This window comes from Clostridium sp. AF02-29 (assembly GCF_934835585.1).
Taxonomy (GTDB): Bacteria; Bacillota; Clostridia; order Lachnospirales; family Lachnospiraceae; genus Otoolea; species Otoolea fessa.
Window position 1 is genome coordinate 1 of record NZ_CAKVZK010000030.1, and the last position, 20,206, is coordinate 20,206.

A 20,206-nucleotide genomic window follows, 5' to 3' on the forward strand; every position below is an offset into this window, starting at 1 on the left:
CAGCTGGATAGAGCACTTGGCTACGGACCAAGGTGTCGGGAGTTCGAATCTTCTCACGCACGTCGATTTCTCTGGTTGTCAGAGAGCAAAAAGCATCCTTTTGAGGGTGCTTTTTTTGTATAATAGGGAATTCCAAGGAATTTCCTATTACACAAAAATGCACTAACGTGCCAATGATGTGCACTCGCGCGAAGATGCAGGTTGTCGCAAGCGACGCGCTCGGCGCGAGAATGTGTCAAGGCAGCAACTGTTCACAGGTAGGAATTTTCTGAACTGAAAATTCCGTACGATACAGTTCTGTCAGCAGATTTTGTCGATTTGGAATGTGCAGTATCGGCAAAATCCCGTTGATGGGCACACGTGTGCGAACCGTAACCCTGAGCACATTCTTTATTCCGTTTACGACAGCCCGGAATTGACTTTTTACCGCATGACCGATATAATAATAGGGCTGTCCCTATCAAGGCAGATAGCTTTGCGGTTTCTATGAAAGACCGCGTGGAGGAATTATGAAAACAGAATATCTGATAAAAATTGGTTCTGTCGCGAAATGGCTGGTGCCGTTTTTTGCAGCGGTGGCGCTGCTGAACGCGTAGGTTTTAAGTGGGCAGAATAAAATAGAAAGGCTGGGAAGAAGCTGGGAGATGCATCACGGATTCTGACACAGCGGAAAGGAGAAGAGATGCAGTTAGTTCAGTTAGATATGAAGCAGATATCGAGCGAGGCAGAGATTTACGACTGCCTGGTCGGTCAGATGAATTTTACCAATGCCGATGAAAAACCGGAATGGATGAATGTGATTGAGATGAACGAGCGGGATCCGTATGAGATGGATACAGAAGAACAGCCGGAGGATCCGGAGTTTAAGAAAATTCTGGAGACACCGGAGAAGACATTGGATGGTCTGGTACAGATGCTGGCTGCCCGCTTGGCAGATGATTACTGCCTGGAAGTAATCCGGGATGAAGCGGCGGATGATGAGAAGAAAAAACTGGAAAAACGTCTGGAACGCGCACTGGAAGATGCGGCGCGCACAATCGATGAAAGAGACGGGAAATTGTATGCAATACTTGAGGATACAAAACCCATGGCATTCTCCGTTATCTGATGAGCCGGAAGAAGGATTGATTCCATGTGAGGTGGTTCGGTCTTCCCGGAAGACGATTGCCATCCAGATCACGGCGGAAGGACGCCTGGTACTCCGGATTCCGAGGAGGGCTTCGGTGCAGGCTGCGATGCGGTTTGCCGAGGAGCACCGCGACTGGATTGAAGTCCATTATAAAGAAGCGGTGGAACGCCAGAGGAACCGGAGAACATATGGAGCGGAAGAAATCCGAAATTTCACAGAAAAGCTGCGCCCGGTGCTCATGCACCGGGTTGCTTTATATGCGGCGTGCATGGGCGTAACCTATGGAAAAATCACAATCCGGAACCAGAAAACGCGTTGGGGAAGCTGCAGCGCAGCTGGAAACCTAAATTTTAACTGGCGGCTGGTACTTTTGCCGGAGGATCTGATGAATTATGTGATTGTCCATGAGCTGGCACACCGGCTAGAAATGAACCATTCCGCGCGTTTCTGGACGCAGGTGGAGAATATACTGCCGGACTGGCGGGAACGGCGCAGGCGGCTTAGGGAGTATGTGATATAGAAAAGAAGCACAGACATAGATAATAGGAGGAACAAAATGGCAGAAGAAGTCTGGATGCTTCAGACCAAGAAAGCAGATTTTAAGCAGATCGGGGCGCGGTTTCGGATCGATCCGGTTACGGCGCGTATTATCCGGAACCGTGGGATCGAAGGAGAGGCGGCGATCGACCGCTATTTAAATGGCACGCTGGATGATCTGTATGATCCGATGCTGTTAAAAGATATGGAGTGTGCCGTTTCCATCCTGTGTGAGGCTGTGGATACTGGAAAGAAGATACGGATCGTCGGTGATTATGATATTGACGGCGTCTGTTCGACGTACATATTATTGCAGGCATTTGAACGGCTGGGCAGTGATGTAGATTTTGAGATACCGGATCGCATCAAGGATGGCTACGGAATCAATGAATCGATCATCGAACAGGCGCACGCGGACGGCGTGGAGGTGATTCTGACTTGTGACAATGGTATTTCCGCGTTCCATCAGGTGGAGCTGGCGAAGAAATATGGCATGACGGTTGTCATCACGGATCATCATGAGGTGCCCTTAGATGGGGAAAAAGAGAAGATTCCACCGGCGGATGCGGTGATCGATCCGAAACAGGCAGACTGTCCGTACCCATTTCCGGAGATCTGCGGCGCAGTGGTGGCATACAAGCTGGTGCAGGTTTTATATGCCCGCCGGGGCGTGCCGCAGATGGAATGGCTGGATTTGCTTGAATTTGCCGCGATTGCGACGGTCGGTGATGTGATGAAGCTGCAGGATGAGAACCGGATTCTGGTAAAATACGGTCTTAAAAAGATGGCGCAGACCAAAAATCTAGGGCTTCGCAGACTGGCGGAGAAAAATAATCTTGATCTGGGGGCGATCACAGCATACCATATCGGATTTGTCATTGGACCGTGCCTGAATGCGGGCGGACGATTAAAAACGGCAAAGGAAGCGCTGGCGCTTCTGCGGGCGCAGAGTGAGGAAGAGGCGGAACGCCTGGCAGAGGAACTTAAGGAATTAAATGATACCCGCAAGGATATGACCGAGCAGGGGACTGAGGCGGCGAAGCTGCAGGTAGAGAGCTGGTACCAGAAGGACAAGGTGCTGGTGGTCTTTCTGCCGGAATGCCATGAATCGCTGGCGGGCATTATTGCAGGGCGCCTGAGGGAATATTATCAGAAGCCGGCGATCGTGCTGACGCGCGGCGAGGAGGCGGTCAAAGGCTCGGGACGTTCCATCGATGAGTACCATATGTTTAAAAAGCTGACAGAGGTCAGCGATCTGCTGCTCAAATTTGGCGGTCATCCGCTGGCAGCCGGGCTTTCGCTGGAAGAGAAGAACATTGACGAGTTCCGGCGCAGACTGAATGAAAATGCGGGGCTGACGGAGGAAGATTTTAAAGCGAAAGTCTGGATCGATGTGCCGATGCCGGTGGGATATGTGACAGAACGCCTTGTGAGGGAGCTTTCCTGTCTCGAACCGTTTGGACAGGGCAACGAAAAGCCGCTGTTTGCAGAGAAATCACTCCGCATCCGGGCGAGCCGCGTACTGGGGCGCAACCGGAATGTCGTAAAAATGACGTTGGAAGAGACAGACGGACACGCGATCGAGGCGCTATATTTCGGTGACGGAACGGCGTTTGAGGAAGAGCGCGCCGGACGGCGGGAGATCGACGTCGTGTATTATCCGGACATCAATGAGTACAATGGAAGAAAAACGCTGCAGGCGGTGATCCGCCGTTATAAATTCCGGGGGTAAATGGCATGATAACGAGAAAAGATGTGATGCCGGTCAATTTCCTGAAAAAAGAAAAATTTACCGGAAGTGATACCGGGATGCGCTACCGGATGGAGATGACAAAGCGCGAAGTACCGAAAGAAGACGGCGCAGATGGCGAGACGGTCGAGGAGACAGTCCTGACCGTGACATCGTGGCCGGAACCATATGGATACGACGCAACGCCGGAAGAGGAGAAGACTCACGAGGAATTTCCATTTTCGGAAGAAGGAATTGTGAGCGGGGTAGAGTGGCTGAACGGGCAGCATGCGCGGTATGTGAAGCCTGAAAAATAGACGGTTGCGTGAACAGAAAGAGTGAAAAAGTAGAATGAGTTGGAAAAAGACATTTTATGAGGGGCTAAAGAGCGGTATCCCCATTGGACTGGGGTATCTGCCGGTCTCCTTTACGTTTGGCTTCCTGGCGGTGTCGGGCGGTCTGCCGGTCTGGGTAGCAGTTTTTATATCGCTGACGAACTTAACGAGCGCCGGACAGTTCGCAGGGACAAACCTGATTCTGGCGGGGGCTGGGTACTTTGAGGTGGCATTGACAACGTTTGTCATCAACCTGCGCTATATGCTGATGTCACTGTCCCTGTCCCAGAAGCTCGATGAAAAGACGGGAACCGGGGCGCGCCTGGCACTGGCATTTGGCATCACGGATGAGACGTTTGTCGTCAGTTCCCTGCATCCGGGCATTTTGAAAGCGTCGTATATGCTGGGACTTATCACGATGCCGATTCTGGGGTGGAATCTTGGAACCTGGCTGGGAGGCGCGATCTCGGCGGTTCTGCCGCAGGCGCTGCAGAATGCGATGGGAATTGCCCTGTACGCGATGTTTATTGCACTGATTCTGCCGGCGGCACGCAAATCGCGGTCGGTGTGCTGCGTCATCATTCTGGCAGTTGTGATGGTGTGCATTTTAAAATATGTTCCGGTTTTTGCCGGTATTTCCTCCGGTTTCCGGGTGATTCTGGTTACGATCGTGGCATCGGCGTTCGGTGCATGGAAATTCCCGCATGATCCGGACGGTAAAGAAGCCGGCCAGGACGAGAGTCAGAAAGAGGGGGCAGAATGATGAATACAGCAGCAGAGGCAGCAGGAGCAGCCGGAACACTCGATATGAAATACGTGCTGACCTGTGTCCTTTTGATGGCACTGGTTACATATATTCCGCGTGTTCTTCCAGTTACGATTTTCCGGAAACAGATCCGTTCGAAGTTTATCCGATCTTTCTTAGATTATACGCCGTATGCAGTGCTGGGGGCACTGACATTTCCGGATGTATTTACCTCCACAGGACATCTCTATTCGGCGGTCGGAGGAACGATCGTAGCGGTGATTTTGGGATATAAGGGAAAGAGCCTGGTGGTAGTGGCGATCGCGGCGATTGTGACGGTTTACCTGCTTGAGATGGCAGGCGGAGCCGGTCTTTTGGCGTCGCTTTCATTTTAAGAAAAATTTAAAATGAATATGCGCGAAAGCGCGGGAAATTCATCATAAATAAAAACGAAAGGTGCAGACAAGATGATTACAATGAAGGGAGCCGCTGTTTCGGCAAAGCTGAAAGAGCAGGTAGAAAAAGGGCTGGAAACCCTGACATGGGTGCCGAAACTGACGATTATCCGGGTGGGCGAGAATCCGGATGATATTTCCTATGAGAAAGGCGCAACGAAGAAGCTGACATCGTTCGGGCTTGAGGTGGAATCGAAGGTATTTCCGGGAGATATCTCGGATGAGGCATTTAAGAAGGAGTTTGCGGCGATCAATGCGGATGCGTCGGTGGACGGTATTTTAATGCTACGCCCGCTTCCAAAACAGATCAACGAGCAGGATATTGAAAAAATGATCGATCCGGCGAAGGATCTGGACGGTATTTCGCCAGTCAATATTGCCAAGGTGTTCAGCGGCGATACGAGCGGTTTTGCGCCGTGTACGGCGGAGGCAGTGGTATGCATGCTGAAAATGAACGATATCGCGCTTTCTGGCAAACGGGTGGCAGTCGTAGGAAGAAGCATGGTTGTGGGACGCCCGCTTTCGATGCTGCTTCTGCATGAAAATGCGACCGTGACCATCTGCCACTCGAGAACTGCCAGTCTGCCGGAGGTATGCCGGGAGGCGGATATTCTGACTGCCTGCGTGGGAAAAGCAGCGATGATCAACCACACCTATGTAAAAAAGGATGCGGTTGTCATTGACGTTGGGATCAATATAGATGAAAATGGAAAACTCTGCGGCGATGTGGATTTTGCCGATCTGGAAGGAACTGCTTCGGCGGCAACACCGGTTCCGGGCGGTGTCGGCGGCGTGACGACGGCGGTTCTGGCACAGCATCTGGTGCGTGCAGCACGGATGAAACAGGAAAAAAATAGTAATAAATAAGCGAAAGAAAGTTAAGAGAAAAGCAATACATTTCCTCTCGTTTTCAGGTATAACTATAGTAAGAATGACAGTGTACCAGTTGTTGCTCCGGAAGGTCCGAACCCATTGTGGGGTGGAACTCACGGATGAAACAGAAAAACGGGAGGAATTTTTTTATGAGAAAAATGGGGATGATGCGAAACAGGATGGCATTTCTGCTGGCAGCAGGCACGATGACAATGACGTCGGCGGCAGGCCTGGCAGGTTGTACGTCCGCACCGGCATCGGTGACGGTGCAGTCGGCGGAAAATACGGGGATCACGGTGACGAGCCAGGAGAAAATCAAGGCGGAGCCGGATATTGCGGAAATTACCTACAGTGTCTATTCACAGGCGGCGGATGCGAGCACCTGCCAGTCGGAGAATCAGACGGATTTGGATGCGGTTCTGGCGCTTTTGAAGGAAAAGGGAATTGCAGATACCTCGGTGCAGACGAGCGGTCTGGGGCTGAATCCGATCTATGACTGGGACAATGGCAAGAAGATCACTGGTTATGAGATGACGACGGAGGTTGTTGTATCGGATGTTGCGATTGAGGATGCAGGGGCGATCATCAGCGATTCGGTCAATGCGGGTATCAATTCGATCGATTCGGTCCAGTACCAGTGCAGCAATTTTGATGAGATTTATCAGGAAGCGCTCAAAAAAGCCATTGAGTCGGCGCGCGTGAAAGCCGAAGCGATGGCGGAGGCAGGCGGCTGCAAGCTGGGAATGATGACGAATGTGCAGGAGTACAGCAGCGGGCAGCAGGCGCGTTATTATGACACTTCTTACAGCAGCGGCATGGCGATGAAGGAAACGGCGATGGAAGATGCGGGTGCAGGCAGAAACCTGATGCCGGGGCAGGTGGATGTTGAGGCAGAGGTGTCGGCTACGTTTTCCATTCAATAGGGATCAGCTGCATGAAAGGTTGTCTGATTTCGGAGGAAAAATCGGATTTTAAACAGGAAAAGGGAATAAACACAAATTGTATAAACCTTCGCATATCTGGGATACTAACAGTGTGAAATGAATGGTCGGAAACGGCTGCTGTTTCATGAGAATGTAGAACAGAATGCGGAGGTTTATTTTTTATGTGGGGAATGATAACCGCGCTGGTTTCCGGCGCACTCATGAGTATACAGGGCGTGTTTAATTCTGCCGTGATGAAGCAGACCAGCATGTGGGTATCGGCTGGCTGGGTGCAGATAAGTGCGTTTGTGGTTTGCCTGGTGATGTGGCTTTTTACGGGACGCGGCGCGGTATCGGAGCTTTGGCAGATCGAACCGCGGTATATGCTGACCGGCGGCGTGATCGGGGCATTTATCACGTACACGGTCATCAAGAGCTTTGACGCGCTGGGACCGGCAAAATCAGCGCTTCTGATCGTCGTGGCGCAGATCCTGGTGGCGTACCTGATTGAGGTGTTTGGCTGGTTCGGTGTGGAGAAAGCGGGATTTGAGTGGCGCAAGGCGATCGGGGCGGCGGTTGCGATTGCGGGGATTGTGATTTTCAGATGGGAATAAAAATTTTCTGCTTGTGTTTAAAGGGGGTTTTGGTTAGAATAGAATTACGGACAAAACGCGCCTCGGAAAAAGAGGGGTGCAGAAGATGAAACAGACAAATCAAACAGTAAATCGGAAACGATGGATGCGAACAGGGGCAGTCGGCGTGGTATTTTTGGCGGCTGTTTTGTGTTTTGGTGTGCAGAGCCGGCGAGAGAAGCAGACGGTGGTGCTGGAGACGCAGAACAGTTTTTCAAAAGAAGTGGATGATTCGCAGGAAAGCTCCGAACGTTCAGCAAAACGGTCAAACGGCGGGGCAGTGGATGGGGATAATGAAGCAGCAGAGAACGCTGCGCCTGAGGGGCAATCAAAAGAAAATCCCCAAACGCCGGAACCGAGAATCCTATATATCCACGTCTGCGGCGAGGTAGCCGCACCGGGCGTCTATGAGCTTCCGGCGGGCAGCCGTATGTATGAGGCGGTTGAAAAGGCGGGCGGGATGACGTCGGAGGCGGCGCAGGAATCTGTAAATCTGGCGCAGGCGATCGAGGATGGACAGCAGCTTCGGATTCCGAGCCGGGAAGAGATTCGGAAATATCAGGAAACAGGGAAGGATGTCTCCGGGCTTCTGGGAGCCGGAGGCGCTGCTGGGAATGGCAGCGAGTCAGCTTCGCAGAAATCTGGAAGCAGTGCAGCATTGATTAATTTAAACACAGCTTCCAAAGAAGAGTTGATGACTTTAAGCGGTATCGGCGCGGCGCGGGCGGAAGCGATTCTTTCTTACCGGGAGCAGAAGGGCGGTTTTCGGACGATTGAGGATATTATGAAGGTGCCTGGCATCAAGAACGCGGCATTTCAGAAGATAAAAGATAAGATTACAGTATAGAGAGATAGAAGCATAGTGGTTGAGGTGGAGAATGGCGAAGGTATTAGTGGTAGATGATGAAAAATTAATAGTAAAAGGAATCCGTTTCAGTCTGGAACAGGATGGATTTGAAGTTGCCTGCGCCTATGACGGGGAGGAAGCGCTTCAGATGGCGAAGGAGACGGAGTATGATATGGTTCTTCTGGACGTGATGCTGCCGAAGCTGAACGGATTTGAAGTCTGCCAGGCAATCCGGGAGTTCTCTGAGATGCCGATCATTATGCTGACCGCAAAAGGCGACGATATGGATAAGATTCTGGGGCTGGAATACGGCGCCGATGATTATATCACGAAGCCATTTAACATTTTGGAAGTAAAGGCGCGCATCAAGGCGATCCTGCGCCGCAACTCCAAGAAATCGAGACAGGAGCCGCAGCAGACAAAGAAAGTCATCGAGGCGGGCGATCTGACGCTGGATTCGGACAGCCGCCGGGTCTTTATCGCTTCCCGCGAGATCAATCTGACCGCGAAAGAATTTGACCTTCTGGAGCTTCTGGTGTGCAATCCGGGCAAGGTTTACAGCCGCGAGGAGCTGCTGCGCTTTGTCTGGGGCAACCGGGCGGCGGCGGGCGGCGATGTCCGCACCGTAGACGTTCATGTGCGGCGGCTGCGCGAGAAGATCGAGCCGAGTCCGAGTGATCCGAAATATGTACATACGAAATGGGGCGTGGGGTATTATTTCCGGATTCGGTAATGTGGAAAAGAACTCAGAAGAGGATGAAAGGGGCGCTGCAGGGGAGTGTGTATCCCGGCAGCTGCTCTTTTTCTTTAGGTGGAAAAGGCAGATGGGGCAGAGAATGAACGAGGAAAACCAAGAACAGGATCAGAAGGATGAAATTGCAGGGAAGCAGGAAAAGCCGGGACAGATAGTTTCAGAAAAAGTGGAGAAGAAACGAGAGGAAAAACCAAAGAAAAAGCGTCTTCGCATCCAGGGCGCCGCGTGGAGGCGGCTGGATAACACGGCGAAGCTCTTTGCGGCGGTGTCGGGCGAGGATTTAAGCAGTGTATTCCGGATTTCGGCGGTTCTGAAAGAAAAAGTAGATCCGGAGCTTTTGCAAAGGGCGCTTGTGCGGACACTTCCGGAGTTTGAAAATTTCCGGGTGAAGCTGCGGAAGGGATTTTTCTGGTATTATTTTGAGACGAACAACCGGAATCCGGGCGTGGAAGAAGAACAAAGTGCACCGTGCCGTTTCATTGATCCGCACCGGGGCGCGCGGTTCCCATTCCGTGTGAGCTACTATGGATGCAGGATCAATTTTGAAGTGTTTCACGGGCTGACGGACGGACTGGGGGCGCTGCGGTTTGCTTCACGGCTTACAGAACATTATCTGGAACTGGTGAAAAAATTGCCGGTTGTGGTGCAGGAGCGGGAGTTTTCGCCGCTCCGGGAGGACGATTATCTGCGACATTACCGGAAACTGCCGCATCGGCATTATAACAGCAGACCGGCGATTGCGATTCAGGGGAAATTTCTCCCATTTGATCAGATGGCAGTGCTGCAGGGGACGATTGAGGTGTCGGCACTGAAGACGGAATGCAGGAAGGTGGGGGTCAGCATCACCAAATATCTGGCGGCGGTGCTTCTCTGGGCGATCATCCAGACGGAGACGGATGGGAAAACGCTGAAACGTCCGGTGGCGCTCAATCTTCCGGTGAACCTACGGAGTTTTTTTGAGTCGGAGACGCTGGCAAACTTCTTTGCTGTCGTGAATATTTCGTGGGCGGCGGGAAAGGCGCCGGAGGCATTGGAAGAAGTGATTGCGTCTGTGAGCCGCCAGATGGATGAGCAGATCGTGAAGGAGCGGCTGGAGGAGACGATCTCCTACAATGTGTCGAATGAGAAAAAATGGTATGTGCGGGCGATCCCGCTATTTGTCAAACATCTGGCGATGCAGTTGATTTTTCTGCACACCAGCCGCGCCCACACGATGACATTTTCCAATATCGGACCGGCGCAGGTTCGGGAGGAACTGAAAGATTCGATCGAGGGCTTTCAGCTTCTTGTCGGCGCATCGCCGAAGCAGCGGATGAAATGCGGGGCAGTGGCGTATGACGGGAAATTATGTCTGTCGTTTACGAGCGCGATGGCAGAGAACCGGCTTCCGGAGTTTTTCTTTCACTTTTTGGAGGAAAAGGGCATCCGGGTAGAGCGCGAGAGCAATGGAATCACGGATACGGAGCATGATAAAGGACGTTATCCAGTGATTGCCCAGGATCGAGAGCGCGTGCGCCGTGCGGTGCGGGGATTTTATGTGTCATTGGTGCTCGTATCGCTTCTGGCGGGGCTTACGAATCTGGCGACTTATCATCGGATTCCGTTTAAATGGTCGCTTCTGACGGCGGGCGCGGCGGCATATGTGGCGATGACTCTGCGGTTTTCGGTCATGCGGCATGCGAGCCTGGCAGGAACGCTGGTGCGGCAGTCCCTGGGAATTCAGGCAATTTTGCTTCTGATTGACGCGCTAACAGGGCTTCGGGGGTGGTCGGTGGACTACGCGATCCCATGCGTCGCACTGTTTGAGGTGGCGGCGGTTCTTCTGATGATGTTAGTCAACCGGATGAACTGGCAGATCTATTTTATGTATCAGATCACAATTACATTTCTGAGCTTTGTGCCGTTGATTTTCTGGAAAATCGGGTGGACGCATCATCCGCTTCTGACGGTGCTGGCAGCAGGTGTGTCGGTGGCAGCGCTGGCGGCGACGGTGATTCTGGGCGACCGGAGTGTGAAGCGGGAATTGAAGAGGCGGTTTCATGTGTAGAGGGAGAAAATGAGGCTGATTCTAACTTATGAAACGGTAATTGGTTTGGTTGACATAATGTTTTGGAATTCAAATGGAACAAAAAGAAAATGTCAATGGCAGAAAAAACAGGTATAGTAAAGAAACTGTGTATAAAAATACGAAAATAGAAATTTGGATGAAAGAAAGGGAAGAAGCATGAGTCGGAAAACAGTCAGCATGATAGGCAATCTGACGCGTGATATGATGAGTGACGTGATGGAGACATCGTTAAAGAAGCCGATCCAGACCGGCGAATTCCGGAAAAATCCGGTCGAACCGGCGTGGAGATGTCCGGCGGAATATATTTATGAGCTGGTAAAAACAGAACAGTTTGTGATGGAATATTTGAAGCCGAAGCAGGCGGTGACGGGGCGCGTCATTTTGCAGCTGCACGGCGGCGGGTATATCGGTCCGATGAAAAATATTTACCGGCGGTTTGCGGTTAAGTATTCGCAGATCAGCTTCGGCGCGGATGTTCTGACGCCGGACTACCGGGTGGCGCCGGAGCATCCGTATCCGGCGGCGCTGGAGGATGCGGTGTACGCGTACCGATGGCTTCTGGAAGAGAAGAAATACCAGCCGTCCCAGATCGTGGTAGCCGGGGATTCGGCGGGCGGCGGCCTGGCGCTGGCGCTCTGTCTGTATGCGAAAGATCACGGGCTGCCGCTTCCTGCGGGCATTATCACGATGTCGCCGTGGACGGATGTAAGTCTGAGCGGGGCATCGTATGAGGAAAATTATACGATCGATCCACTGTTTGGTAATTCGAAGGAAAATATGTTGTACCAGTGCAGCTACATCGGGAATGCCAACCCGAAAAATCCGTATCTGTCACCGCTGTTTGGAGATTTTGAAGGATTTCCGCCGATGCTGATGCAGGTGGGCGCGTATGAGGTGCTTTTAGATGATACGAGGGCGGCAGCGAAAAAGGCGCGCGCCGAGGGCGTCAAGGTGCGCTGCTCGGTCTATGACGGGATGTTCCATGTATTCCAGATGGGACTCGACCTGATCCCGGAGAGCCGCGAGGCGTGGGAAGAGGTTGCGGAATATCTGCGGATCATCTACCGGATTCATCGGGAGCCGGAGGGAACGGTCGTGAAAAAGGTAAAAACGAGACGCAAAGAGACGGAAGACCGGGCGCGGCTGAATCTGTTGGCATTTTTAAAACGGGAGCTTAAAAAGTGAAGATTACGTTAGTGACAGTAGGAAAAATTAAGGAAAAATATCTGGAGGCGGCGATCGCGGAGTACAGCAAGCGGCTGGGGCGTTACTGCCGTCTGGAGATCGTGCAGGTGGCGGATGAAAAAACGCCGGATAAGGCGAGTGAGCTGCAGGAAACGCAGATCCGCGACAAGGAAGGTGAGCGGATTCTGGCGCATATCAAGGAGGACGCGTATGTGATTGCGCTTGCGATCGATGGAAAGCAGCGTTCCTCGGAGGAGATGGCGGCATGGATGGAAGACCTGGGCGTGCGAGGTGAGAGCCATCTGCAGTTTATCATCGGAGGTTCGCTGGGGTTGTCGCAGGCGGTGTTAAACCGTGCGGACACGAAGATCAGCTTTTCGCGCCTGACCTTTCCACACCAGCTGATGCGCGTGATTTTGCTGGAACAGATTTACCGGAGTTTCCGGATTATAAAAGGAGAACCGTATCATAAGTAGACATAATGCATGATGGGTGATTAAAAATCAGCTATTCATAATGCGTGAGAGCAGTTCGAGATCCTCTTTTTTGACCTTTAAGTTAGATGCCACCTCGGTTCCGTCCGGGGCGGTTACCTTCAGGGAAATGACGCTGTCCTCGCGCAGCGCGCGGGTGTAGGCGGCTTTCAGAAAAGGGGAAAATTTAGGGTGGCGGGCTTTGAAACGCGCCCACTCGTCCCGAAATTGCAGTAAGGATGAAAGATTCATATGATTAAGTCCTTTCCGTTTTAATAACTGATGGTAGTGTATCATGCGCGGGGAAGGCGTGTAAAGAGGAAAAATTATCAGTAACGAGAGGGAGACTGGTAACTGTTCGCAGTAACGTAGACAGGAGAATCAAGATTCATGGAACAGGTACAGAAGAAAAATATACTAGGCACGGAGCCGATCGGCGGGCTTTTGCGGCAGTTTGCGGTGCCAAGCATTATCGCGATGCTGGTAGGCGCCCTTTATAATATCGTCGATCAGTTTTTTATCGGAAGAAGCGTGGGAGAGCTGGGGAATGCAGCAACGAACGTGGCGTTTCCGTTGACGATCTCCTGTGTGGCGCTGGCGCTTCTGTTTGGAATCGGCGGTGCGGCGTCCTTTAACCTGACGCTGGGAGGCGGCGAGCGTGAAAAGGCGTTATTTTATATTGGAAATGCGGCGACGCTTCTGTTTGGAAGCGGTGTGATTCTGGGGGCTGTGGCGCTTTTATGCCTGACTCCGATGCTGCGCTTTTTCGGTTCGCCGGACAATGTGCTGGCGTATGCCAAAACGTATACGGGTATCACGGCTCTGGGATTTCCATTTCTGATTCTGACCAACGGCGGCGGGCATCTGGTGAGGGCGGACGGAAGCCCGCGCAATGCGATGCTATACAATTTATCCGGGGCACTGATCAATACGATGCTCGATCCGCTGTTTATTTTTGGATTTCATATGGGAATGGCGGGTGCTGCGCTGGCGACGATCATTGGACAGATTTTTTCGGGAATTCTGGTGATCCGGTATCTGCGCCGCTACAAGAACGGGCGGCTCACGGCGGCACACCTTCGCCCGCAGGAAACATATGTAAGTATGATTACCTCATTGGGGGCAGCGGCCTTTTTCAACCAGCTTGCGATGCTGGTGGTGCAGATCGTATTAAATAAATCGCTGACCTACTACGGCGCACATTCCGATTATGGCGAATCCATTCCGCTGGCGTGTGCCGGCATTATCACGAAGGTCAATCAGGTCTTTTTCTCGATCGTCATCGGGCTTTCGCAGGGAATGCAGCCGATTGCGAGCTTTAACTATGGCGCGAAAAATTATGCGCGCGTGCGGCAGGTGTATGGGTTGGCGCTCCGGTGGGGATTTGTGGTGTCGGCGGTGTCCTTTGCGTGTTTCCAGCTGATTCCGCGTCCGATCATCGGGCTGTTCGGGGAAGGATCGGAGATGTATTTCCAGTTTGCGGAAAAATATTTCCGGATTTACTTGTTTTTCACGTTCTTAAACTGTGTTCAGCCGATTGCGTCGAACCTGTTTACGGCGATTGGAAAACCGAAAAAGGGTATTTTTCTGTCCCTGACGCGCCAGATTCTCTTTTTGCTGCCGCTGATTGTGATTCTGCCGCTGTTTATTGGCATTGACGGCATTATGTATGCCGGACCGATCGCGGACTTTGTCGCGGGTGTGGTGGCGCTTGCGATGGCAGGTGTAGAGGTGAAGCGGCTGCGGCGGATGGAAAGTGCGTCCGTGCATGCATAGGCGGATGGTATATTTTAGCCAGTCCTTCATATATTGAGGTAAGGAGGACGGGCTGATGAAGGAGGAACAATCAAAGCAGGATGTGAGGGCGCTGTTTCATTTTTTCTCCCGGAATATCCGGGAGCAGCTTCTGGCGCTTCCGCTTGAGGCGGATGGAATGGAAGAGGTACGGCTGCGGGTTAGCGCGCCGCTGTATTACATATATAAAAATAAAGAGTACACAGCCGGAAGTGGATTCCGGGTCAGCCGGGAGGATGTGGACGAGACGCTGCAATGCGCGGCTCGTTCTTCCCTCTATGCTTACGGGGAGGAAATCCGGCAGGGGTTTCTGACCGTGCAGGGCGGACACCGGATTGGCGTGGCTGGAAGGACGATACTGGAAAACGGACATATAAAGGCGATTCATCCGATAACCTTTTTAAATGTCCGTTTTTCGCATCAGATGATAGGATGTGCAGCAAAAATACGGTCGATTTTGACGGATTCAGGGACGGGAAGTATCCGGAATACGCTTCTGATTGCACCGCCGAGATGCGGAAAAACAACACTTCTGCGGGATCTGATCCGGATGGTGTCGGATGGAGAAGAGGGAAAGGATAGGGGCTCTGCTTTGACGGGGAGCTTTGAACGGCCTAAGGCAGGTGCAGGACATGAAAATAAAGCTGGAAAAATGGTGGAGATGAGGAAGCAGCATGGTGGAAAAGTGAGGGCGCAGACGGTCGGGGTGGTGGATGAGCGTTCGGAGATTGCCGCCTGCTATCAGGGAATCCCGCAAAACGATGTTGGCTGCCGGACAGATGTGCTGGATGCCTGCCCCAAGGCGGAGGGAATGATGATGCTGATCCGCTCAATGGCACCGGAGGTGGTCGCGGTGGACGAGATCGGCGGTGAGAATGATTTGGAGGCGCTTCGCTATGTGATGAACTGTGGCTGCAGGATTCTGGCAACCGTACATGGAAATTCGATGGAGGACATCCGGGAAAAACCGGGCTTGTCCTCTTTTTTGCAAGAAAAACGGTTTGAGCGGTATGTGGTGCTGGGAAATAGACGCGGACCGGGAACGGTGGAGGCGGTATATGATACAGCTGGCGAGGAGCTCATATGTGGATAAAATTGCTTGGAATCTGCCTTGTATGTGTATCGTGTGCGGGGATTGGCGGGGGTGAGGCATTGCGCCTGATTGGCCGGAGGCGTTTTTTGGAGGAAGTAAAACGGATTGCCACGGGACTGCGGGGAGAGATTGGGTATACACAGGCAGTTCTTCCTCTGGCACTGTGCCGGGCGGGGGCACGCGGGGATGGAAAAGCGGGGAAACTATTTTTGGTGGCAGGAGAGCGGCTGGAAGCGAATCCAGAGTGTCCGTTTGGGCGTATCTGGGAAGCGGTTCTGGAAGAGCAGGGGATTCGTCCGATGTTAGGAACAGAGGAATGGGAGATGATGTGCCGGTTTGGAAACAGCATCGGATATCTCGATCTGGAAATGCAGCAAAAGACGCTGGCACTGTATCTGGAAGAATTGGAACGGGCGATTGAGCAGCTGCGGCGGGAAGAGCCGGAGAAGAAACGGCTGTGCTGGGGGCTTGGGATACTAGGCGGGCTGTTTCTGGCAGTGTTGTTGATGTAAGTGGGGGAAGAAAATGGGAGTTAATCTAATATTTCGGATTGCGGCAGTCGGTATCCTGGTTTCCGTCCTCTGCCAGATCCTCAAACACAGCGGGCGGGAGGAACAGGCATTTCTCACAAGTCTTGCGGGTCTTCTTTTGGTACTGTTCTGGATGGTGCCGTATATTTATCAGTTGTTTGAGACGATGAAGGAATTGTTTGCGTTGTAATGGACTCTCGGAATCTTTCTGTGCTTGATTTTGTGAGATGATTTTTTGTCAGTTGTGCCCAAATTTCTGAGGCGTATGTTGATGAAATTCGGGTGCAGCTGGCGAAAAATCAGCCGCAAAAGCGAGTGTGGGAAAGACTCCGAGAGTACATTGCAGGGAAGGACGGTAAAAAATGTCAATTTTAACCGTATCGGTTCTTGGGATCACGGCAGTTCTTCTGGCAGTCCAGCTCAAGGGAAAAGGCGGCGAGTATGGGACGTACATTGTAATGGCGGCGGGGCTGTGTCTCTTTTTCTATGCGGCGGGAAAGCTGGAAGTGATTCTGAAAACACTTCGGACGATGGAATCCTGCATCGGGATCAGTCCAGTGTATTTGTCGGCGCTTTTGAAAATGGCGGGAATCACTTATATTGCCGAATTTGCCTCCGGGATTTGCAAGGATGCCGGGTACGGTTCGCTGGGAACACAGATTGAGATATTTGCGAAGCTGTCCATTCTGGCGGTCAGTATGCCGATTCTGCTGGCATTGTTGGAGACGGTGAAGCAGTTTTTGGCGTAGGGAAGTGGTAAGTGCAGAAAAGCGGAAAGATGGTGAGAGCAGGTGACGGTGGGAACAAAGATGGTTGTGCGGGCAGTGAGCGTTATGTTCTTGAGTGTATATTTGATGGCAGGAAATCATTTAACGGTGTCGGCGGCAAATGGTGAAAAGATATCCGAAGATTCGGATTTCAGTGTTTCTGGCGAGAACATGGATTCTCTTCTGAACTCACTGGATTTAAGCAGAATCGAAGCATTTTTAAGGGAAGCGGGAGGTTCGGCAGTCCCGGGGCTTTCATTCCGGGAAATCCTTTCGATGCTTCTCTCTGGCAATTATCAGAGTGTGGTTCGGATGCTGATGGATTTTTGCCGGACAGCCCTATTTCGGGAAATTTCAGAAAATGGCAGATGGATGGGGCAGGTCATCCTTCTGGGAATTTTAGGAGCGGTGTTCGCCAGCTTTTCGAGTCTCTTTGCCGACAGTCAGGTATCGGAGATGGGCTTTTATGTCACGTATCTTCTGATTTTTACACTGCTTGCCGCCAGTTTTTTGAATGGGGTGCGGATCACGCGGACACTGTTGGAGCAGCTCTTTGAATTTGTCCGGGTGCTGGTTCCTGCTTTTTTTCTGGCTGTTTCCTTTTCCGGGGGAAGTACCTCGGCAGCAGCCGGATATGCGTGGACACTTGCTTCTGTCAATGTGGCGGAATGGATGTTTTTACAGTTGTTTCTGCCATGCACCCAGTTGTATGTCCTGCTGTCGCTGGCGGGACATTTAAGCTCGAAGGATTTGTTTTCAAAAGCGTTGGAATTGCTGGAACAGGGGATGCGCTGGGGCAGCAAGGCGCTTTTGGGAGTGGTGCTGGGCTTTCATGTGCTGCAGGGAATGATTGCGCCGTATACAGATTCGGTGCGCCAGACGGCGCTGCGGCGGGCGGTCAGCCTGATACCGGGAATCGGACAGGGCGCGGCGGCAGTGTCGCAGGTACTTCTTGGAAGCAGCGTCCTGATCCGGAATACGGTGGGCATCGGGGGAGTGCTTGTGCTGGCGGCGGTGTCGCTTCTGCCGCTTTTGAAACTTTTAATCCTCTATTTGGGGTGTCAGGGAAGCGCGGCGCTTTTGCAGCCGGTCAGTGACAGCCGGGTGGTGGAGGCAGTCGGCGCAGTGGCGAAAGGATTTTATTTTTTGCTGGCAGCAGCTGGTTCGGCGGTGGTGTTATTTGCGCTTTCGATCGCGGTGGTGTGTGTGAGCACGAACGCGGCTTATTTTGCGGGGTAGAAGATGGAAGCAATTACTCACTGGGCGGGGAATATCGTCAGTTATCTAGTGTTTCTGACCGTTCTGACCGGGCTTTTGCCCGCACATAAGTATGAAAAATATATCCGTCTGTTTGCGGGCTGTATCCTGCTTCTGATTGTGCTGAAGCCGCTGACGGACGGGCTGCGTCTGGAAGAGCGGCTGAATTATCTGTTTACATCTCTTTCGTTTGAAAATGAAGCGGGCGAGCTGAAACGTGAGATGGATGAGATAGAGGTGCAGCGTAGAAATATGGTTTTGAGCCAGTATGAGGCGGAAGCGTCCAAGGAGGCAGTGCGGGTGGCAGCGGAAGCGGGATTTTCCGTGGAAAAGGCGGACGTAGAGCTGGAAAAAGATCCGGAGTCGGAGCAATTTGCCTCGGTGCGGAGTGTGACGGTGTATGTGGCGGGAAGTGAGGCGGGGATGGAAGCGGGGATGGAAGCGGCGGAACAGGAGGATCCGAGTTCGATGATTGAAATAGAAAAAATTTCCCCGATTGAAATTTCACTTGAACAGGAGCAGAAGCAGGGAGAACCCGCCGCCGCGCAGGCAGTTTCTTGGATGAATGGGGAAAAGATTTGGGAGCTTCAGCAGCGGCTGGCATCGTTTTATCAGGTGGAGGCGGATCATGTGGAAGTCAGGATGGAACCTTGACAGGGAATGGGTCAAACGAAATGAAAAATGGCTGATTTTGCTGGTGCTTGGGCTGGCAATTCTGATCTTATATGCGCCGTTTGGGAAGAAGACGATTGAGACGGGAGTCTGGCAGTCAGGGGAAAGATGGGCGGAGAGTGGAACAGGAACAAACGCTGGGAATAGAGCAGGGCAGGACAAAAATGGAAGTTCAGAAGAGAGTGATTCGGATGTCGAAACAGGTCTGCCAGGCACTGCATCCAGGCAGGACGCCAACCGCCTCTACGAGCTTCGCCTGGAGCAGCGGATCCGGGACGTTTTAAAGAAGGTGGACGGCGTGGGTGAGGTGGATGTGATGCTGACTCTGTTTTCTTCTTCGGAAAAGGTGCTGCGGGTGGATAAGGAGAGAAGCCGGGCGTCCACCTCGGAGACGGATTCTTCGGGTGGTACGCGGCAGCAGGCGGATGAATCGCTGCGGGAGAGCACCGTGCTGGCGGGAAGTTCAGGCAGCGGGGAACCGGTAGTTGAAAAAGAGCTGGCACCGGAGATTTCCGGTATCGTGATCAGCGCACAGGGAGGAGGAAATGCGTCGGTACAGAAGGAAATTTCGGAAGCGATGCAGGCATTATTCGGACTGCCGGCACATAAAATAAAAGTATTAAAGCGGGTGGAATAAAGGAGTATGCAAATATGAGAATGAAGATGAAACGCGTTTTCAGGAGAAATCAAATCATCATCACGACGCTGGCGATCATGATTGCGGCGGCGGGGTATCTCAACTATGCGGGAAAATCCGATCTGCCGGGGGCGGATACATATGAAGCGGGGGCGACCAAGATTTCAGATAGCGATATATATTCGGAAAATCAGGCGGTGTCCGGAAGCGTGGCGGACGGTGAATATGAGGAGATTGCAAGTCTTGACGATCCGGGAGAGGGCGATCCGCTGGCAGTAGGCAGTGAGGAGGGCACAGCGCAGGGAGCGGCGGACGGAGAGGAGGCATCTGCGGACAATCCGGCAGTCGATAACCCGGGCGAGGCGGTTTTGACAGGCGGAACCGGCGTGGCAGAGTACATAGCCAATGTACAGCTCAGCCGTGAACAGATCCGCGCCAAGAACCGCGAAGCGCTGAATGCCCTGATTAACAATGAAAATCTGGATGCGTCGGCAAAAGAGGCAGCCGTTCAGGATATGCTGGCACTCAATGCGATAGCGGAGAAGGAAAATGCAGCGGAAACGCTTCTGATGGCGAAAGGATTTGCCGATCCGGTTGTCAGCATCACGGATGGAAAAGTGGATGTCGTTGTCAACGCGCCGTCCATCACAGATCCGCAGCGCGCGCAGATCGAGGATATTGTAAAACGGAAAACCGAGATATCGGCGGAGAATATCGTGATTTCCCTTTTAAACCTGGGAGATTGAGGAAGTTCGGATGAGTTAATGTTCC

Annotated in this window: 24 protein-coding genes; 23 read left to right on the forward strand and 1 reads right to left on the reverse strand. The window is 52.3% G+C overall.

Annotation, left to right across the window (positions count from 1 at the left end; translation table 11 throughout):
- Positions 1–682 precede the first annotated feature (682 nt).
- The 14 genes from PUQ60_RS08445 to rlmH all read left to right on the forward strand — a co-directional run bounded on the left by PUQ60_RS08445 (position 683) and on the right by rlmH (position 12,688).
- Positions 683–1,108 (forward strand): hypothetical protein, encoded by a 426-nt coding sequence (locus PUQ60_RS08445; RefSeq protein WP_273380063.1) that lies wholly within the window; start codon positions 683–685, stop codon positions 1,106–1,108.
- 16 nt (positions 1,109–1,124) lie between these two features.
- Complete coding sequence (locus tag PUQ60_RS08450; protein WP_273380062.1) at positions 1,125–1,649, forward strand: M48 family metallopeptidase; 525 nt, start codon at positions 1,125–1,127, stop codon at positions 1,647–1,649.
- Positions 1,650–1,685: 36 nt separating this feature from the next.
- Positions 1,686–3,398 carry a single-stranded-DNA-specific exonuclease RecJ gene (gene recJ, locus PUQ60_RS08455; RefSeq protein ID WP_022359287.1) on the forward strand — a complete coding sequence of 571 codons (1,713 nt, stop codon included), beginning with the start codon at positions 1,686–1,688 and terminating at the stop codon, positions 3,396–3,398.
- A 5-nt stretch (positions 3,399–3,403) separates the two neighbouring features.
- Positions 3,404–3,712, forward strand: coding sequence for a hypothetical protein (locus tag PUQ60_RS08460; protein WP_273380061.1), 309 nt, complete (start codon positions 3,404–3,406; stop codon positions 3,710–3,712).
- Positions 3,713–3,746: 34 nt separating this feature from the next.
- Entirely contained in the window at positions 3,747–4,493 is a 747-nt protein-coding gene (locus tag PUQ60_RS08465) for an AzlC family ABC transporter permease (RefSeq protein ID WP_273380059.1), read from the forward strand.
- Between the two features lie 44 nt (positions 4,494–4,537).
- Positions 4,538–4,870, forward strand: a complete 333-nt coding sequence (locus tag PUQ60_RS08470; protein WP_117796890.1) for an AzlD domain-containing protein — start codon at positions 4,538–4,540, stop codon at positions 4,868–4,870.
- A gap of 72 nt (positions 4,871–4,942) precedes the next feature.
- On the forward strand, positions 4,943–5,797 hold the full coding sequence (locus PUQ60_RS08475) for a bifunctional 5,10-methylenetetrahydrofolate dehydrogenase/5,10-methenyltetrahydrofolate cyclohydrolase (protein WP_273380057.1): 855 nt from the start codon (positions 4,943–4,945) through the stop codon (positions 5,795–5,797).
- A gap of 155 nt (positions 5,798–5,952) precedes the next feature.
- Positions 5,953–6,726, forward strand: a complete 774-nt coding sequence (locus tag PUQ60_RS08480; RefSeq protein ID WP_273380055.1) for an SIMPL domain-containing protein — start codon at positions 5,953–5,955, stop codon at positions 6,724–6,726.
- A gap of 182 nt (positions 6,727–6,908) precedes the next feature.
- Positions 6,909–7,340, forward strand: a complete 432-nt coding sequence (locus PUQ60_RS08485) for a DMT family transporter (protein ID WP_118482578.1) — start codon at positions 6,909–6,911, stop codon at positions 7,338–7,340.
- A gap of 85 nt (positions 7,341–7,425) precedes the next feature.
- Complete coding sequence (locus PUQ60_RS08490; RefSeq protein WP_273380053.1) at positions 7,426–8,205, forward strand: helix-hairpin-helix domain-containing protein; 780 nt, start codon at positions 7,426–7,428, stop codon at positions 8,203–8,205.
- Positions 8,206–8,236: 31 nt separating this feature from the next.
- Positions 8,237–8,938, forward strand: a complete 702-nt coding sequence (locus tag PUQ60_RS08495) for a response regulator transcription factor (protein ID WP_022359279.1) — start codon at positions 8,237–8,239, stop codon at positions 8,936–8,938.
- A 91-nt stretch (positions 8,939–9,029) separates the two neighbouring features.
- Complete coding sequence (locus tag PUQ60_RS08500; RefSeq protein ID WP_273380051.1) at positions 9,030–11,006, forward strand: DUF6320 domain-containing protein; 1,977 nt, start codon at positions 9,030–9,032, stop codon at positions 11,004–11,006.
- 177 nt (positions 11,007–11,183) lie between these two features.
- Positions 11,184–12,212, forward strand: coding sequence for an alpha/beta hydrolase (locus PUQ60_RS08505; protein ID WP_107001314.1), 1,029 nt, complete (start codon positions 11,184–11,186; stop codon positions 12,210–12,212).
- Positions 12,209–12,688 (forward strand): 23S rRNA (pseudouridine(1915)-N(3))-methyltransferase RlmH, encoded by a 480-nt coding sequence (rlmH, locus tag PUQ60_RS08510; protein WP_118524089.1) that lies wholly within the window; start codon positions 12,209–12,211, stop codon positions 12,686–12,688. The genes PUQ60_RS08505 and rlmH overlap by 4 nt, the downstream gene beginning before the upstream one ends.
- A gap of 27 nt (positions 12,689–12,715) precedes the next feature.
- Here rlmH and PUQ60_RS08515 read toward each other — a convergent pair whose 3' ends face one another.
- Positions 12,716–12,937, reverse strand: a complete 222-nt coding sequence (locus PUQ60_RS08515; protein WP_107001315.1) for a hypothetical protein — start codon at positions 12,935–12,937, stop codon at positions 12,716–12,718.
- Positions 12,938–13,075: 138 nt separating this feature from the next.
- Here PUQ60_RS08515 and PUQ60_RS08520 point away from each other — a divergent pair, with 138 nt between their 5' ends.
- The 9 genes from PUQ60_RS08520 (at position 13,076) to PUQ60_RS08560 (ending at position 20,181) form a co-directional block, all read left to right on the forward strand.
- On the forward strand, positions 13,076–14,461 hold the full coding sequence (locus PUQ60_RS08520; protein ID WP_273380047.1) for an MATE family efflux transporter: 1,386 nt from the start codon (positions 13,076–13,078) through the stop codon (positions 14,459–14,461).
- A gap of 55 nt (positions 14,462–14,516) precedes the next feature.
- A complete protein-coding gene (locus PUQ60_RS08525) occupies positions 14,517–15,572 on the forward strand; it encodes a stage III sporulation protein AA (RefSeq protein WP_273380045.1) in 1,056 nt (351 codons plus the stop codon).
- On the forward strand, positions 15,563–16,084 hold the full coding sequence (locus tag PUQ60_RS08530) for a stage III sporulation protein AB (protein WP_273380043.1): 522 nt from the start codon (positions 15,563–15,565) through the stop codon (positions 16,082–16,084). The genes PUQ60_RS08525 and PUQ60_RS08530 overlap by 10 nt, the downstream gene beginning before the upstream one ends.
- 13 nt (positions 16,085–16,097) lie before the next feature.
- Positions 16,098–16,292, forward strand: coding sequence for a stage III sporulation protein AC (spoIIIAC, locus tag PUQ60_RS08535; protein ID WP_022359269.1), 195 nt, complete (start codon positions 16,098–16,100; stop codon positions 16,290–16,292).
- A 172-nt stretch (positions 16,293–16,464) separates the two neighbouring features.
- Positions 16,465–16,851 (forward strand): SpoIIIAC/SpoIIIAD family protein, encoded by a 387-nt coding sequence (locus tag PUQ60_RS08540; protein ID WP_022359268.1) that lies wholly within the window; start codon positions 16,465–16,467, stop codon positions 16,849–16,851.
- Between the two features lie 48 nt (positions 16,852–16,899).
- On the forward strand, positions 16,900–18,108 hold the full coding sequence (locus PUQ60_RS08545; RefSeq protein WP_273380040.1) for a stage III sporulation protein AE: 1,209 nt from the start codon (positions 16,900–16,902) through the stop codon (positions 18,106–18,108).
- 3 nt (positions 18,109–18,111) lie between these two features.
- Positions 18,112–18,780 carry a stage III sporulation protein AF gene (locus tag PUQ60_RS08550; protein ID WP_273380038.1) on the forward strand — a complete coding sequence of 223 codons (669 nt, stop codon included), beginning with the start codon at positions 18,112–18,114 and terminating at the stop codon, positions 18,778–18,780.
- Positions 18,755–19,435 carry a hypothetical protein gene (locus tag PUQ60_RS08555; protein WP_022359265.1) on the forward strand — a complete coding sequence of 227 codons (681 nt, stop codon included), beginning with the start codon at positions 18,755–18,757 and terminating at the stop codon, positions 19,433–19,435. Before PUQ60_RS08550 ends, PUQ60_RS08555 begins: the two co-directional genes overlap by 26 nt.
- A 20-nt stretch (positions 19,436–19,455) precedes the next feature.
- On the forward strand, positions 19,456–20,181 hold the full coding sequence (locus tag PUQ60_RS08560) for a SpoIIIAH-like family protein (RefSeq protein WP_273380064.1): 726 nt from the start codon (positions 19,456–19,458) through the stop codon (positions 20,179–20,181).
- Positions 20,182–20,206: the final 25 nt, after the last annotated feature.